Origin of the sequence: Brevundimonas sp. (genome assembly GCF_013912005.1) — a bacterium.
GTDB lineage: Bacteria > Pseudomonadota > Alphaproteobacteria > Caulobacterales > Caulobacteraceae > Brevundimonas.
In genome coordinates, this window is the sequence record NZ_JACESB010000002.1 from 83,854 (window position 1) to 99,082 (window position 15,229).

Annotated in this window: 17 protein-coding genes; 6 read left to right on the plus strand and 11 right to left on the minus strand. The window is 71.4% G+C overall.

Annotation, left to right across the window (positions count from 1 at the left end):
* Window positions 1-2: 2 nt before the first annotated feature.
* The gene (locus H2038_RS02250) at window positions 3-845 is read right to left on the minus strand and encodes a TerC family protein (RefSeq protein WP_292108833.1); all 843 of its coding nucleotides are present in this window, start codon (window positions 843-845) and stop codon (window positions 3-5) included.
* 75 nt (window positions 846-920) lie between these two features.
* On the minus strand, window positions 921-1,787 hold the full coding sequence (locus H2038_RS02255) for an endonuclease/exonuclease/phosphatase family protein (protein ID WP_292108834.1): 867 nt from the start codon (window positions 1,785-1,787) through the stop codon (window positions 921-923).
* 262 nt (window positions 1,788-2,049) lie between these two features.
* On the opposite strand from H2038_RS02255, the gene H2038_RS02260 reads away from it, so the two are divergent.
* The 6 genes from H2038_RS02260 to H2038_RS02285 all read left to right on the plus strand — a co-directional run bounded on the left by H2038_RS02260 (window position 2,050) and on the right by H2038_RS02285 (window position 7,639).
* On the plus strand, window positions 2,050-2,604 hold the full coding sequence (locus tag H2038_RS02260) for a F0F1 ATP synthase subunit delta (protein ID WP_292108835.1): 555 nt from the start codon (window positions 2,050-2,052) through the stop codon (window positions 2,602-2,604).
* Between the two features lie 69 nt (window positions 2,605-2,673).
* On the plus strand, window positions 2,674-4,206 hold the full coding sequence (gene atpA / locus H2038_RS02265) for a F0F1 ATP synthase subunit alpha (RefSeq protein ID WP_292108836.1): 1,533 nt from the start codon (window positions 2,674-2,676) through the stop codon (window positions 4,204-4,206).
* Between the two features lie 32 nt (window positions 4,207-4,238).
* Entirely contained in the window at window positions 4,239-5,117 is an 879-nt protein-coding gene (locus H2038_RS02270) for a F0F1 ATP synthase subunit gamma (protein ID WP_292108837.1), read from the plus strand.
* A gap of 42 nt (window positions 5,118-5,159) precedes the next feature.
* Window positions 5,160-6,704, plus strand: coding sequence for a F0F1 ATP synthase subunit beta (gene atpD / locus H2038_RS02275; protein WP_292108838.1), 1,545 nt, complete (start codon window positions 5,160-5,162; stop codon window positions 6,702-6,704).
* A gap of 1 nt (window position 6,705) precedes the next feature.
* The gene (locus tag H2038_RS02280) at window positions 6,706-6,975 is read left to right on the plus strand and encodes an ATP synthase F1 subunit epsilon (protein WP_292108839.1); all 270 of its coding nucleotides are present in this window, start codon (window positions 6,706-6,708) and stop codon (window positions 6,973-6,975) included.
* Window positions 6,976-7,309: 334 nt separating this feature from the next.
* The gene (locus H2038_RS02285) at window positions 7,310-7,639 is read left to right on the plus strand and encodes a multidrug efflux SMR transporter (RefSeq protein ID WP_292108840.1); all 330 of its coding nucleotides are present in this window, start codon (window positions 7,310-7,312) and stop codon (window positions 7,637-7,639) included.
* Window positions 7,640-7,644: 5 nt separating this feature from the next.
* Here H2038_RS02285 and H2038_RS02290 read toward each other — a convergent pair whose 3' ends face one another.
* From H2038_RS02290 to obgE, 9 genes are all read right to left on the minus strand, one after another.
* Entirely contained in the window at window positions 7,645-8,124 is a 480-nt protein-coding gene (locus H2038_RS02290) for an RNA pyrophosphohydrolase (RefSeq protein ID WP_292109081.1), read from the minus strand.
* Window positions 8,125-8,217: 93 nt separating this feature from the next.
* Complete coding sequence (locus tag H2038_RS02295; RefSeq protein WP_292108841.1) at window positions 8,218-9,405, minus strand: divergent polysaccharide deacetylase family protein; 1,188 nt, start codon at window positions 9,403-9,405, stop codon at window positions 8,218-8,220.
* Between the two features lie 106 nt (window positions 9,406-9,511).
* Window positions 9,512-10,882 (minus strand): S41 family peptidase, encoded by a 1,371-nt coding sequence (locus H2038_RS02300; RefSeq protein WP_292108842.1) that lies wholly within the window; start codon window positions 10,880-10,882, stop codon window positions 9,512-9,514.
* A gap of 124 nt (window positions 10,883-11,006) precedes the next feature.
* Complete coding sequence (locus H2038_RS02305; protein ID WP_292108843.1) at window positions 11,007-12,077, minus strand: peptidoglycan DD-metalloendopeptidase family protein; 1,071 nt, start codon at window positions 12,075-12,077, stop codon at window positions 11,007-11,009.
* Window positions 12,077-12,541, minus strand: coding sequence for a 23S rRNA (pseudouridine(1915)-N(3))-methyltransferase RlmH (gene rlmH, locus H2038_RS02310; protein WP_292108844.1), 465 nt, complete (start codon window positions 12,539-12,541; stop codon window positions 12,077-12,079). The genes H2038_RS02305 and rlmH overlap by 1 nt, the downstream gene beginning before the upstream one ends.
* A gap of 10 nt (window positions 12,542-12,551) precedes the next feature.
* A complete protein-coding gene (gene rsfS, locus H2038_RS02315) occupies window positions 12,552-12,956 on the minus strand; it encodes a ribosome silencing factor (RefSeq protein ID WP_292108845.1) in 405 nt (134 codons plus the stop codon).
* Window positions 12,957-13,054: 98 nt separating this feature from the next.
* A complete protein-coding gene (locus tag H2038_RS02320) occupies window positions 13,055-13,774 on the minus strand; it encodes a nicotinate-nucleotide adenylyltransferase (protein WP_366926478.1) in 720 nt (239 codons plus the stop codon).
* Between the two features lie 39 nt (window positions 13,775-13,813).
* Window positions 13,814-14,002 (minus strand): hypothetical protein, encoded by a 189-nt coding sequence (locus tag H2038_RS02325; protein ID WP_292108846.1) that lies wholly within the window; start codon window positions 14,000-14,002, stop codon window positions 13,814-13,816.
* Window positions 14,003-14,049: 47 nt separating this feature from the next.
* A complete protein-coding gene (gene obgE, locus H2038_RS02330) occupies window positions 14,050-15,108 on the minus strand; it encodes a GTPase ObgE (RefSeq protein ID WP_292108847.1) in 1,059 nt (352 codons plus the stop codon).
* Between the last annotated feature and the right edge of the window lie 121 nt (window positions 15,109-15,229).

Consider the following 15,229-nt stretch of genomic DNA (forward strand, 5'->3'; position numbering starts at 1 on the left):
GGTCAGACGCCGGGCTCGGCGGTCTCGCGGCGGTTCAGCTCCGCCTGCCGCGCCTCTTCCGCCCGGGCCTTCCGGGCGGCCCCGGCGCGACCCCACATGTTCAGGGCCTCGACCAGGGCCGAGAAGGCCATGGCCGCATAGATGTAGCCCTTGGGCACGTGGACGCCGAAGCCGTCGGCGATCAGCACGGCGCCGATCATCAGCAGGAAGCCGAGCGCCAGCATCACCACGGTCGGGTTCTTCTCGATGAAGTTGGCCAGCGGATCGGCGGCCAGCAGCATCACGGTCACCGCGGCGATCACCGCCACGATCATGATCGGGATGTGATCGGTCATGCCGACGGCGGTCAGGATCGAGTCGATCGAGAACACCAGGTCCAGCAGGATGATCTGGAAGATCGCCGCGCCCATGTTGTTGATGACGGCGTTCTTGGCGTCCATCACGTCGTGCGTCGGCTTGGGATCGACCGTGTGGTGGATCTCCTTGGTGGCCTTCCAGACGAGGAACAGGCCGCCGGCGATGAGGATCAGGTCGCGCCAGCTGAAGGCGGTCTCGAACGAGGGCTCGCCGTGGGCGCCGGCCGGGCCGACGAGGCCGAGGTCGAAGACGGGCGCCGTCAGTCCGACGATCCAGCCGATGGTCATCAGCAGACCCAGCCGCATGATCAGGGCCAGGCCGATGCCGATCCGCCGCGTCCGCTGGCGCTGCTCCGGCGGCAGCTTGTTCGACAGGATGGAGATGAAGACCAGGTTGTCGATGCCGAGCACCACCTCCATCACCACCAGGGTGACCAGCGCCGCCCAGGCGGCGGGGTCGGAGAACAGGGTGACGAGGCTGTCGAACATGGAGTGTCCCGGCGAAAGAAGCTTGGGCGGAAAGCGCTAGGCGTCCGTTGCGTTCCGATCAAGCGTCAAGGCACGTCAGCGGGCTGCGCCCGCCGCCGTGGCGTCGAGGTCGACCACCACGGGGAAATGGTCGGATATCACCCGGCCGCCGAAGGAATCGGTCAGCACGCCGAAGCGTTCGACCGCCAGCCCCGGCCCGACGAAGACATGATCGATGGCGACGCCGTCGTTGTCGCGGGCGATGTCGAAGGCGTTGAAGGTCCCGGCCGGGCCGAAGACCACGGGACTCAGCGTGCGGGCGTCGGCGAGGCCGCCCTCGACGATGATCCGGTACGGCGGGGTGTCCGGCCCGGTGTTGAAGTCGCCCATCAGCACGATCCGGGCGGCGGCGCCGTCCACCGAGAGCGGCTCCATGGCGGCGACCAGGCGGGCGCACTGTTCCCGCGCCTCGACCCCGACGTGATCGAAATGGGTGTTGCGCACGTCGAGCAGGTCGCCCGTGCGGCGGTCGCGGAGCAGCACGCGGGTCACGGTGCGGGGGTAGGCGGCGTCCCAGCCTTTCGACGGCACGGTCGGCGTCGGCGAGCACCAGAAGGTCTCCGTCCGCAGCCGCTCGTAGCGGTCGCGCCTCCAGAACAGGGTGGCGCTCTCGCCCGCCTGCCCGTCGTCGCGCCCCACGCCGTAGCGGTCGTAGCCGGGCAACTGCGCCGCCAGCCAGTCGACCATCGCCGGCTGGGCCTCCTGCACCCCGAGGAGGTCGGGGTCGACGAAGGCGATCTGGGCCGCCATGTGCGGCCGCCGCTCCGGCCAGGGCGGATTGTCCGAAGGCACGTCGACCCGGATGTTGTAGCTCATCACCCGGAACGGCTCGCCGGCGCCGGCCGGGCCGGCGAGGCCGGCGAGGACGAGGACGGCGAGGGCCGCGAGAGGTCGGAAGGGCATGGCGGACTCCGGCGCAGGGACGGCGCAGCATGCCTGCGCCCCGTCCGGGCGGGGCTCACAAGCTGTTACGCCCGGGCGCCGGTGCGGCCTGCTGCCTCGGTTGCGGTTTGGGGGCGCGGGTGCTATCAGGCGCCCGGCTTAGGCCGAGGGCGCGTCGCAAGGCGCGTCCCCGGCGTGCTTTCTTCAAGCATTTCAGGCCTTTGATCGGGGCGAACCCGCCGCCGGTCCTAACCCGAAACGCCAACCCGCGCGGACCTTGTAAGTGGCTGACGATTTCAGAACGACGGAAGTCGGCGAGCGCTATGCACAGGCGCTGTTCGACCTGGCTGACGAGACGGGCGCGCTGGACGCCGTGCGCGCCGACCTGAAGTCGCTGCGGGCGGCCTGGGTCGAGAGCGCCGACCTGCGCCGGCTGGCGACCTCTCCGGTGGTCGCGGCCGAGGACCAGCAGAAGGGTCTCGTCGCCATCTCGGACGCGGCGAAGTTCCACCGCACCACCCGCAACTTCCTCGGCCTGCTCGGCCAGAACGGCCGCGCCCGCGACCTGCCGGGCGTGATCGCCGGCTTCGAGGCGCTGTACGCGAAGAAGACCGGCGTGGTTGCCGCCGAGGTGGTCACCGCCCAGCCGCTCGACGCCGGGCAGCTTAAGTCGATCCAGACCGCCCTGCGCGCCGCGCTCGGCAAGGATCCTGAACTGACCACCCGCGTGGACCCGTCGATCCTCGGCGGCCTCAAGGTCAAGGTGGGCTCGAAGCTGTTCGACGCCTCGCTGAAGACCAAGCTCGACCAGATGAAGTTCGCCCTCAAGCGCGCGTAACCGCGCGCAGACCAACAAGCATGCAGCGCGCCTGACGGCCCGCCCCGAAGACGAAGACAGAGAGATCCCATGGACATCCGCGCCGCCGAAATCTCGGCCATCCTCAAGTCGCAGATCGCCAACTTCGGCGTGGAAGCCGACGTCTCGGACGTCGGCCAGGTGCTGTCGGTCGGCGACGGCATCGCCCGCATCCACGGCCTCGACAACGTCCAGGCCGGCGAGATGATCGAGTTCCCGAAGGCCGGCGTGAAGGGCATGGCCCTGAACCTCGAGCGCGACAACGTCGGCGCCGTGATCTTCGGCTCGGACGCCGCCATCTCGGAGGGCGATGAAGTCCGCCGTCTCGGCGAGATCGTGGACGTGCCGGTCGGCAAGGGCCTGCTGGGCCGCGTCGTCAACCCGCTGGGCGAGCCGATCGACGGCAAGGGCCCGATCCAGTTCACCGAGCGCCGCCGCGTGGACGTGAAGGCTCCGGGCATCATCCCCCGCAAGTCGGTGCACGAGCCGATGCAGACCGGCCTGAAGGCCATCGACACCCTGATCCCGATCGGCCGCGGCCAGCGCGAACTGATCATCGGCGACCGCCAGGTCGGCAAGACCGCCGTGGCCATCGACGCCATCCTGAACCAGAAGTCGGTCAACGCCACCGACGACGAGTCGGCCAAGCTGTACTGCATCTATGTGGCCATCGGTCAGAAGCGCTCGACCGTCGCCCAGATCGTCAAGACGCTCGAGGAGTCGGGCGCCCTGGAGTACACCATCGTCGTCGCCGCCACGGCCTCGGAGCCGGCCCCGCTGCAGTTCCTGGCCCCGTTCGCCGGCACCGCCATGGGCGAGTACTTCCGCGACAACGGCATGCACGGCCTGATCGTCTATGACGACCTGTCCAAGCAGGCCGTGGCCTACCGCCAGATGTCGCTGCTGCTGCGCCGTCCGCCGGGCCGCGAAGCCTACCCGGGCGACGTCTTCTACCTGCACTCGCGCCTGCTGGAGCGCTCGGCCAAGCTGAACGCCGAGTACGGCTCGGGCTCGCTGACCGCCCTGCCGCTGATCGAGACCCAGGCCAACGACGTGTCGGCCTACATCCCGACCAATGTGATCTCGATCACCGACGGCCAGATCTTCCTCGAGTCCGACCTGTTCTACCAGGGCATCCGCCCGGCCGTGAACGTCGGCATCTCGGTGTCGCGGGTGGGCTCCTCGGCCCAGACCAAGGCGATGAAGAAGGTCGCCGGCACCATCAAGGGCGAGCTGGCGCAGTACCGGGAAATGGCCGCCTTCGCGAAGTTCGGCTCGGACCTCGACGCCTCGACCCAGAAGCTGCTGGCCCGCGGCGCCCGCCTGACGGAGCTGCTCAAGCAGCCGCAGTACAGCCCGCTGACGATGGAAGAGCAGGTCGTGTCGATCTACGCCGGCACCCGCGGCTACCTCGACAGCGTCGCCGTGTCGGACATCGGCCGCTTCGAGAGCGAGCTGCTGGCCCGGATCAAGTCCTCCAACCCCGGCCTGCTGGAAGGCATCCGGACGAAGAAGGACCTGACCCCGGAGCTGGAGACCGAGCTCAAGTCGGTGTTGGACGCCTTCGTCAAGACGTTCGCCTGAGACCGGACCGGATAGCGAGAGAGTAGCGCCGGATGGCCAGCCTCAAGGAAATGCGCAATCGGATCGGAAGCGTGAAGTCCACGCAGAAGATCACGAAAGCCCTGAACATGGTCGCCGCGGCCAAGCTGAAGCGCGCCCAGGAGCAGGCCGAGAGCGCCCGTCCCTACGCCCGCAAGATGGCCGCCGTGATCGCCAATCTGGCGGCCGGCGTCTCGGGCGACGGGGCGCCGAAGCTGCTGGCCGGCACGGGCTCGGACCAGAAGCACCTGATCGTCGTCGCCACCGGCGACAAGGGTCTGGCGGGCGGCTTCAACACCAACGTCATCCGGGCCGCGCGCGAGCGCATCAAGACCCTGCTGGCCGAGGGCAAGGACGTCCGCATCGTCGCCGTGGGCCGCAAGGTCCGCGACGGCCTGTCGCGCATCTACGGCGACCGCATCGTCCGCACTTTCGAGATGTCGGAGCACAAGACCATCGGCCTGCCGGCGGCGGAGCCGGTCGCGGCCCTGATCGCCGAGGAGTTCGAGGCCGGGAACGCCGACGTCGTGACCCTGTTCTACAGCCGCTTCCAGTCGGTCATCTCCCAGGTGCCGACGCCGAAGCAGCTGATCCCGGCGGTCGTCGACGGCGACGCGCCGCCCATCGACCTGAACGGCGCCGTCTACGAGTACGAGCCGTCCGAGGAGGAGATCCTCGAGACCCTGCTGCCGCGCAACATCACCACCCAGGTGCTGGCCGCCCTGTACGAGAACCAGGCCAGCTTCTTCGGGGCCCAGATGGGCGCCATGGACAACGCCACGCGCAACGCGGGCGACCTGATCAACAGCCTGACCCTGCAGTACAACCGCAAGCGCCAGGCCCAGATCACCACCGAACTGATCGAGATCATCGCCGGCGCGGAAGCGCTCTGATCCGACCCCGCACAGACACGACCTTCCGAACGGAATGAACCGATGACCGACACCACCGCCCCGAAGACCCGCGCTCCCCGCGCCAAGAAGGCCGCTCCGGCCGCCGCCGCCTCGACCGCCCAGCCGACCGGCGCGGTCGCCACGGGCCGCATCGCCCAGGTCATCGGCGCCGTCGTCGACGTCGAGTTCGAGGGCCACCTGCCGGCCATCCTGTCGGCGCTGGAGACCCAGAACGTCGACCAGAAGACGGGCGAGCCCTTCACCCTGGTGCTGGAAGTCGCCCAGCACCTCGGCGAGAACATGGTCCGCACCATCGCCATGGACACCACCGAGGGCCTGACCCGCGGGCAGCCGGTCACCGACACCGGCCAGTCGATCCTCGCCCCGGTCGGCCCGGGCACCCTGGGCCGCATCATGAACGTCGTCGGCCGCCCGATCGACGAGCAGGGCCCGATCAAGACGACGATGTACCGTCCGATCCACCGCGACGCCCCGTCGTTCGAGGAGCAGTCGACCTCGTCGGAAATCCTCGTCACCGGCATCAAGGTCATCGACCTGATGTGCCCCTACACCAAGGGCGGCAAGATCGGCCTGTTCGGCGGCGCCGGCGTGGGCAAGACCGTGACCATGCAGGAGCTGATCAACAACATCGCCAAGGCGTACGGCGGCTACTCGGTGCTGGCCGGCGTGGGCGAGCGCACCCGTGAGGGCAACGACCTGTATCACGAGATGATCGAGTCCAACGTGAACGTGGACCCGACCAAGAACAACGGCTCGACCGAAGGCTCCAAGTGCGCCCTGGTCTACGGCCAGATGAACGAGCCGCCGGGCGCCCGCGCCCGCGTCGCCCTGACCGGCCTCGCCCAGGCCGAGTACTTCCGCGACGAGGAAGGCAAGGACGTGCTGCTGTTCGTCGACAACATCTTCCGCTTCACCCAGGCGGGTTCGGAAGTGTCGGCGCTGCTGGGCCGCATCCCCTCGGCCGTGGGCTATCAGCCGACGCTGGCGACGGAGATGGGCAACCTGCAGGAGCGCATCACCTCGACCAAGAAGGGCTCGATCACCTCGGTCCAGGCCATCTACGTGCCCGCCGACGACCTGACCGACCCGGCCCCGGCCGCCTCGTTCGCCCACCTCGACGCCACCACCGTGCTGAGCCGCGACATCGCCGCCCAGGCCATCTTCCCGGCCGTGGACCCGCTGGACTCGACCTCGCGGATCATGGACCCGCTGGTCATCGGCGAGGAGCACTACAACGTCGCCCGCTCGGTCCAGGAAGTGCTGCAGCAGTACAAGGCGCTGAAGGACATCATCGCCATCCTGGGCATGGACGAGCTGTCGGAAGAGGACAAGCTGATCGTGGCCCGCGCCCGCAAGATCCAGCGCTTCCTGTCGCAGCCGTTCTTCGTGGCCGAGCAGTTCACCAACTCGCCGGGCAAGTTCGTCTCGCTGGAAGACACGATCCGCTCGTTCAAGGGCATCGTCGCCGGCGAATACGACCACCTGCCGGAAGCGGCCTTCTACATGGTCGGCGCCATCGAGGAAGCCGTCGAGAAGGCCCAGAAGCTGGCCGCGGAAGCCGCGTAAGATGGCCGGAAAGCTGCAGTTCTCCCTGGTCGCCCCGGAACGCGAGGTCTTCGCGGGCCTCGTCGACCAGGTCGACGCCCCGGGCGTCGAGGGTGACTTCGGCGTGCTGGCCGACCACGCCCCGTTCATGACCGCCCTGCGCGAAGGCGTGGTGACGGTCATCGACGGCGGCTCGCGCCGCCAGTTCGAGGTGCACGGCGGCTTCGCCGACGTCACCCCGGCCGGCCTGACCATCCTGGCCGAGAAGGCCTCGGAAGTGGCGGCGGCGTAGGGCCGTCTTGTCGTCCCCGAAGCCGCGCAGCGGCCACCGGGGACGTCACACTGCAATATCCTCCCTCTCCCGGAAGGCGCAGCGCGCCTGTCCGGGAGCCGGGTTGAAGCCTCCCGTCTCCCGGTTCAGCTCTGCGAGCTGCCCGGGAGTTTTTGGTTGGTGGAAGCCCGTCCGTCCCGGCGCTCCGCTTCGCTTCGGCCGGGATGACAAGTGTTGCGCTTGACCGTTCACGGCCAGGCCCTAGATAGCCCCTGCAAGACGAGGCCACGTCCTCGCTCCCGCGGACGCGGGACCAAGCCCGGGACGGCCCGGCCCTTTGAGAGGAGGGCCGCGCATGGCCTGGACGTATCTGATCATCGCCGGACTGCTGGAAATCGTCTGGGCGTACTTCATGAAGCAGTCGGCGGGATTCACCCGCCTGTGGCCCAGCGTCGCCACCCTCGCCTTCATGGGCGTCAGCTTCGCCCTGCTGTCGCTGGCCATGAAGAGCCTGCCGATGGGCACCGCCTATGTGGTGTGGACCGGGATCGGGGCGGTCGGCGCCTTCATCGTCGGCGTGATCTTCCTCGGCGAGCACCTCAGCCCGCTGCGGGTGCTGGCCGCCCTGCTGGTCCTCGCCGGCCTGGTGCTGTTCCGCCTCGCGCCTGACGGGACGCCGCGCTGATCGCGCTAGACCACCAGCGGCGCGAAGGCCGCGACCACCTGCTCGTAGGCCGCGCGCTTGAACGGGACGATCAGCCCGGGCGCCTCGTCCAGACGGCCCCAGCGCCAGGCGTCGAACTCGATCTCGGCGTGCTGCTCCAGATCGATCTCGGACTCCTCGCCGGTGAAGCGGAAGGCGAACCACTTCTGCTTCTGGCCCTTCCAGCCGCGCGCCTGCTTCGAGCCGCCGTAGTCGGGTGGGAAGTCGTAGGCGATCCACTGCTGGATCTCCGCCAGCGGCTCGACCGAGGTCACCCCGGTCTCCTCCGCCAGCTCGCGCCGGGCCGCCGCCTCGTAGTCCTCGCCCTCGTCGACGCCGCCCTGCGGGAACTGCCAGTTGTGCGGGCCGGGGGTGCTGGCGCGCCGGCCGTACCAGACCCGGCCGTCCGGGTGGAACAGCACGACGCCGACGTTGGGGCGGTGGTGGGGGAAGTCGGTCATGGGCAGGTTCCAGGTGCTGGGGGCCAGGTTCTGGAGGAATGGCGCCGACGCCGGGCGCAACGCGCCTTCCCCTGGCGCCTGGCCCCCAGCACCTGGAACCTACCGCCCCGGCCGCTGGGTCATCGCCGACGCCGGCGCCAGCTGCAGGCCGCGGGCGTCGAGGCCGGCGGTCCAGCGGGCCACCGCCTCGACCGTCACCGGATAGCTGAAGCCCGAGCCCATGGCCTGGCCGCGGGCCTTCGCCAGGGCCTCCAGCGCGGCCAGCTGGCCGACGATCGCCGTGGGGGTCTGCTGCTCGTCGATGATCCGGCTGGCGCTGGCCCGGGCCCAGGCCCCGCGGCTGTTGCTCATCGAGCCGTCGTCGAGGAAGGCGATGCCGTGGCGGCGCAGCAGGGCGGTGAAGGCCGTCATACCGGCTTCGGACGTCGCGAAGCGGTCGCCGAGATAGTTGGTGACGCCGAAGTAGCCGGTGGCGCGGCCCAGCAGCCAGCCCAGCTTCGCCTCGATCTCGGCGGGCTCGGCCGAGGCCAGCAGGGTGTAGGGGCCGGGGTCGTTGGCCGGATAGCCGGTCGGCTCCATCGGGATCTCGATCATCACCTCATGGCCCTGGGCGCGGGCCAGGTCGATCCAGCCCTGCAGGCCCTCGGCGTAGGGCACGAAGGACAGGGTGACCTCCGCCGGCAGGCGCTCGATCGCCGCCCGGGTGGTGGTGGCGTTCAGACCGAGGCCGCCGACGACCACGGCTACGCGCGGCCGGCCGTCCGGACGGAAGGGGCGGGCGTAGGCCTGGGCCGGCACCCGGCCGTCCGGGGCGATGCGGGGCAGGGGGCCGTCCGGTCCCGGCTGGTGCAGGCCGGCGATGGGCGCCGGCGGCAGGGGCCGGGCCGCGACGCGCGGGGCGGTCACCGGCGCGCCGTCTCCGGACACGGTGGCCCCGTCGGGCAGGGTGATGACCGCCTCGCCCATCAGCGCCGGGTCGGTCTCTCCGGTCAGGTCGGCGTACAGGCCGCCGGCCATGGAGAAGGCCTCCAGCCCCGTGGGCGGCGGCGCGGCGGCGGCCGCCTCGCGCTTGAGGGCGATGCGCGCCGACGGGGCGCCGGCGCGGGGGTCGCCGAGGACGGTGACGAACAGGGCGGCGGCGCCGAGCAGCAGCAGGCCCGCCCCGGCCACGGCGACCGGCGGTTTGCGGAGCAGGCGAAGGGCCGGGGCCAGCCGGTCGCGCAGGGCGACCCGGGCGGGCGGCGTTCCGGCGGTGGCGGCGAGAACGGACTGGCGCTTTGCGAACATGGACCGTGCGGACGCTTCAGGCGGGCCCGCGCAGGCGGACCCCTTCAACGCTCACCTTGCCCGCGCCCGGTTAAGAAAGCCTAACGCGGCGTTAGCCATGCGCCGGTCAGTTCGGCGGCGGGGCCTCGGTCTCCGTGGCGGCCATCTCGGACCCGGGCGGCGTCACCACGATCCCCTCCGGCGCGGCCGCCAGCCGGGTCAGCTCCCCGCCGGCGCGCAGCACGTCGAAGGCCCGCTCCAGCTGGTAGTCCTTGTCGGCGTCATAAGCCTCTCCGGGCGCCTCGCGCGGGGTGTGCGCGCCCTTGCGCTCGGCCCCGATCGAGGAGTCGAGGGCGGTGGCGTAGGCGGCCTCGGAGTAGATGAAGCTGGAGCGCGAGACGATCCGCGCCTCGGCGGCCGAACGCGCCACCTCGAGGTCGGGCTCGATGCCGATCTTCTGGATCGAGCTGCCCGAGGGCGTGTAGTAGCGCGCCGTGGTGATCGACAGGGCGCCGTCGGCGCCGCCGCGGAGCGGAATGACCGTCTGCACCGAGCCCTTGCCGAAGCTGGTCAGGCCGACGATCGTCGCCCGCTCGTGGTCCTTGAGGGCGCCGGCCACGATCTCGGACGCCGAGGCCGAGCCGTAGTTGATCAGCACCACCACCGGCGCGCCGCCGGTCAGGTCGCCCGGGCGGGCGAAGTAGTGCTGGATCTGCTCGGGCTTGCGGCCCCGCTGGCTGACGATCTCGCCGCGTTCGAGGAAGGCGTCCGAGACGGCGATGGCGGCGTCCAGCAGACCGCCGCCGTTGTTGCGCAGGTCCAGCACCCAGCCCTTGATGGCGGGGTTCTCGCCCTTCAGTCGGGCGATGGTCTCCTCCAGCTCGCGCCCGGTGTTCTCGTTGAAGGTGGAGACGCGCAGGTAGCCGAACTCGCCTTCGACCCGGCCGGAGACGGACTCGATCTTGATCACCTCGCGGGTCAGGACGACCTCGCGCGGCTCCTCGCCGTCGCGCAGGAAGGTGACGTTGACCGAGGTGCCGACGGCGCCGCGCAGCTTCTCCGACACCTGGCTGACCGTCAGGCCCGAGGCGCTCTGGCCGTCGATGGCGGAAATGACGTCGCCCGCCTGCACCCCGGCGCGGGCGGCGGGACCGCCGTCCATCGGCGAAATGATCTTCACCAGCCCGCCCTCGGCGGTGATGGTCAGTCCGACCCCGGAGTACTGGCCCTCGGTGCGTTCGCGCAGTTCGCTGTAGTCCGTCGGCGGCAGATAGTTGGAGTGGGGGTCCAGCGCCCCCATCATCCCCTGCAGCGCCGCCTCGATCAGCTTCTTGTCGTCCACCGGCACGACGTAGGCCTGCTCGACGATGCCCAGCACGTCGCCGAACAGGCCGATCATGCGGAACGCCTCGTTCCGCGGGCTCTGCCCGGCGGCGGTGGCGGCCCCCAGTCCGACCACGGTGGCCGCGGCGGCGCCGATCATCAGCAGCTTGCGCATTCGTATTCTTCTCTCCGGCCGGAACCCGGCCGCATCCATCTAGGCGTCCGGCGGTCCGATTTCGTGGCCGCCGCGCCGAAAGGGGATAAAATCAGCGTCATCGGGGGTTGGGAAGGGAATTCCCCTAGCGCAGCCACGGCGCCGGATCGATCGGGCGCTCCTCGCGCCGCAGCTCGAAGACGACCTCGCCGTCGCCTGCGGTGCGCCCGACCTTCTGGCCGTCGGTCACCCGGGCGCCGGTCTCGACCGCCACCTCGTCCAGACCGGCGACGACGGCGCGCCAGCCCGGGCCGAGATCGAGGATCACCACCTGTCCCCAGCCGGACAGGGGGCCGGTCCAGGCCACCCGGCCGGCCGCCGGGGCGCGCGCCTCCAGGTCGTCGCCGCGCCAGCGCCAGCCGGTCGATCCGCGACCGAACCGCGCCGAGGGCGCCCCGCTGACCGGCGCGGTCAGGCGGCTCCGTCCGCCCGGGAGGCGGGTCGCCGCGGAAGGCGCGTCCGGCTCCGGCGCCGGGACGTCGGCGCCCAGCGCCCGGAGCTGGCGCTCCAGGGCCGCGGCGGCGCGCTCGGCCTCCTGCGCCTCGGCCCGCAGCACCGCCTGCAGCGCCGTCTTGCGCGCCGCCAGCCGCTCGATCTCGGCCCGGCGATCGCCGCGGGCGCTCTCGGTGGTGAACAGCTGCTCGCTGTTCAGCGCCGCGCGCCGGCGGATGCGGGCCAGTTCCGTCTGGCGGTCGACCAGCGCCTGGGCCCGCGTCTGCAGCTCGGGGGCGACGGCGCGCATCAGGATGCTGGCGCGCACGGTGTCGACGGCGCGGTCGGCGGGGATCAGCAGCGGCGGCGGCGGCCGCCGGCTCAGCGTCTGCAGGGCGGACAGCAGGCGGGCCTGGCGGCCGCGCGCCTCCGACAGCCGCGCGACCAGCGCCGCCTCCCGCACGCCCAGCTCCCGCAGCCGCGCCCGCTGGGCCGCGATCAGGGCGTCGTCGGCGTCGACGGCGCTGCGCAGGGACGCCAGCTCCCGCTCCAGCGCGGCGATCTCGGCGGCGGCTTCCGCCGCCCCGGCCCGCAGACTGCGGGCGCGGGCCCGCTCGTCCCGGAACTCCGCCTGCAGCCGCGCCGGATCTCCGGCCGCCTGCGGCGCGGCGGCGACCGGCAGGGCCGTGGAGACGGCGATGAGGGCGAGGACCAGCGGGCGCATCAGTCGCGATGATAGGGCGAGCCGGCGAGGATGGTCACGGCGCGATAGATCTGCTCGACCAGCATGGCCCGGGCGAGGGCGTGCGGCCAGGTCTGGGGGCCGAAGGCGAGGGTGGAGGCGGCGGCGGCGCGGACGCTGTCGTCGAGGCCGTCCGCCCCCCCGACGGCGAACACCAGCCGGCGCTCGCCGCCGTCGCGAAGGCCGGCGATATGGCTGGCGAAGGCGCGGCTGGAATATGTCTTGCCGCGTTCGTCGCAGGCGATCAGGTGGGCGCCCTCGGCGGCCTTCAGGATCAGCTCCGCTTCGGGGGCCTTGCCGGGCTTGCGCGGCTCGAGGTCGATCAGCTCCACCGGGCCCAGGCCCAGCGCCCGCCCGGCGAGGGTGGCGCGCCCGGCCCAGTCGGCGGCGAGCTGCGCCTCCGGTCCCCGCCCCGGCTTGCCGATGGCGACGACGCCAAGCTTCATCGGTCCGGCGTCAGGCGCGCGCGGCGCCGCGGTGGCCGCTGTCGACCGACCAGATCTTCTCGATGTTGTAGAAGGCGCGCACTTCCGGTCGGAACAGGTGGACGATCACGTCGCCGGCGTCGAGCAGGACCCAGTCGCAGTGCGGCAGGCCCTCGACCTTCACCTTGCCCAGACCGTGGTCCTTGAACAGGCGCTGCAGGTGGTCGGCCAGGGCGCCGACGTGGCGGTGCGAGCGGCCGGACGCCACGATCATGGCGTCGGACATCGGGCTCTTGCCGCGCAGGTCGATCAGGACGATGTCCTGCGCCTTGTCGTCGTCGAGCTTCGAGAGGATGGCCTGTTCGAGGTCGGTCGAGCCGACCGGGAGGGGAGCCTGCGGACCGTCTTCGGTGCGGATGGGCGCGATCGGGTCCATCTCGTGCGCCGTGTTGGAAACGGCGTCGTCTTGCGCGTCATACGCGGGCGAGGGGGTCAGCGGAGAGCTCCGGAAGGGTTACGAAAGACGTCAGCCTATCACGAACCGGCCCGCGCGTCACCGGTTCCCGCCGCGGCGGCGGCGCGCAGGGCGGTTGACGACCGCGGGTTGAGGGGCGCCGACAGCCACGCCCAGGCCGGGGCCGGCGTCTCCGGCAGGGATCGCGCGCGATGTTCGGGGACGCGCGCCCGGGCGAAGCGCTCGGCGGCCGGGGCGGTGCGGCTCTCCAGCAGCGAGCCCGGCCGGGCGATCACCGCCACCGGCATCAGCCGCATGATGTCGGTCCAGCCCCGCCAGCGGTGGAAGCTGGCCAGGTTGTCCGAGCCCATCAGCCAGACGAAGCGCACGCCGGGGTGGCGATCCACGAGCGCGCGCAGGGTCTCGACGGTCCAGCTGGTGCCGATCCGGGTCTCCACGTCCGAGACGATCATCGACGGCCCGTGCGCCGCCAGCCGCGCCGCCCGTGCGGCCGAGGCCATGCGTTCGGCCAGCGGCGCGCTGTCGCGGGCGTCCTTGAGCGGATTCTGCGGCGAGACCAGCCAGACCACCCGGTCCAGGTCGAGACGCCGCATCGCCGTCTCGGCGACATGGGCGTGGCCGTCGTGGGCGGGGTTGAAGGAGCCGCCGAACAGCCCGACCCGCATGCCCGGCCGCAGATCCAGCCCGTCGCGCAGCGCTCCCCGGCGGGGGCCGAAGGCGCGGGGCGCGGGACCGGCGTGGAAGAAGGGCAAGACGCGCTCGCGAGGACTTATGCTCACCAGCGCCCTAACACGGGCGAACGGCGCTGTCGCCGCCGATCAGCCGGGCTGTCGCTTGAAGGTGTCGCCCACCTCGGTGGCGTCCGGCCCGTCGGGACCGGCGCTCCGCCTCTCCCGCTCGCCGGTGCGCTTCACCGCCGCGTCGGAGGTCGAGGCGTCCGGCTTGCCCAGCGGAATGGCGCCGTTCCCGTCGCGTCCGTCGGTCTGGATCGGCATGTCGTCGGCCATGGAAAGCTCCTTCGCGGACGTAAGGAGCGGGGCGCGGCGTGGGTTCCCTAGGGCGTCCAGCCGCCCGGAGTCTCGACCACCTCCTCCTCGCCCTCGACCGGGGCGGCCTCGCCGCGCTGGCGGCGGACCTCGGCCCAGGCGGCGCGCAGCAGTTCGGGCACGCCCTCGCCGGAGACGCCCGAGACGAGGAAGGGACGGCGGCCGGCGACGGCCTCCAGCTCGGCGGCCTTCTCCTCGCGCAGCTCGGGGGTCAGGGCGTCGATCTTGTTCAGCGCCAGCACCTCGGGCTTTTCCGCCAGCCCGGCGCCGTAGGCCTCCAGCTCGTGGCGGATGATGCGGTAGGCCTCGGCCACGTCCTCCTGGGTGCCGTCGACGAGGTGGATCAGGCAGCCCGAGCGCTCGACGTGGCCGAGGAAGCGGGTGCCGATGCCGGCGCCCTCGTGGGCGCCCTCGATCAGGCCGGGGATGTCGGCGATGACGAACCGCTCGGTGGACGACAGGTCGACCATGCCGAGGTTGGGGGTCAGGGTGGTGAACGGATAGTCGCCGATCTTCGGCCGCGCCGCCGAGGCGGCGGCGAGGAAGGTGGACTTGCCGGCGTTGGGCAGGCCCGCCAGGCCGACGTCGGCGATCAGCTTCAGGCGCAGCCAGATCCAGCGCTCCTGCCCCTCCTGGCCGGGGTTGGCGTGGGTCGGGGCCTGGTTCTGCGGGCCCTTGAAGCGGACGTTGCCCCAGCCGCCGTTGCCGCCGCGCAGCAGCAGCTCGGTCATGCCGGCGCGGTCCATGTCGAGCAGCACCGTCTCCTTGTCCTCGTCCAGCACCTGGGTGCCGACCGGGACCTTGAGGATCACGTCCTCGCCCTTGGCGCCGTGCATCTGCCGGCCTTGGCCGTGGTGGCCGGTCTGGGCCTTGAAGTGCTGCTGGTAGCGGTAGTCGATCAGGGTGTTCAGCCCCTCGACCGCGGTGATCCAGACGTCCCCGCCCTTGCCGCCGTCGCCCCCGTCCGGGCCGCCGTGCGGGATGAACTTCTCGCGCCGGAACGACACCGAGCCCGCCCCGCCGTTGCCGGAGCGGATGTAGATCTTGGCCTGGTCGAGGAACTTCATCGGCGGCTTATGCCGCAGGAGAGCGGCGAATTACAGGCCGGGAGGGATGAGGGATCAGGGATGAGGGATGAAGAGGAGCGCGCGTCCCTCTTCCCTCATCCCTCTTCCCTCATCGCCTGGC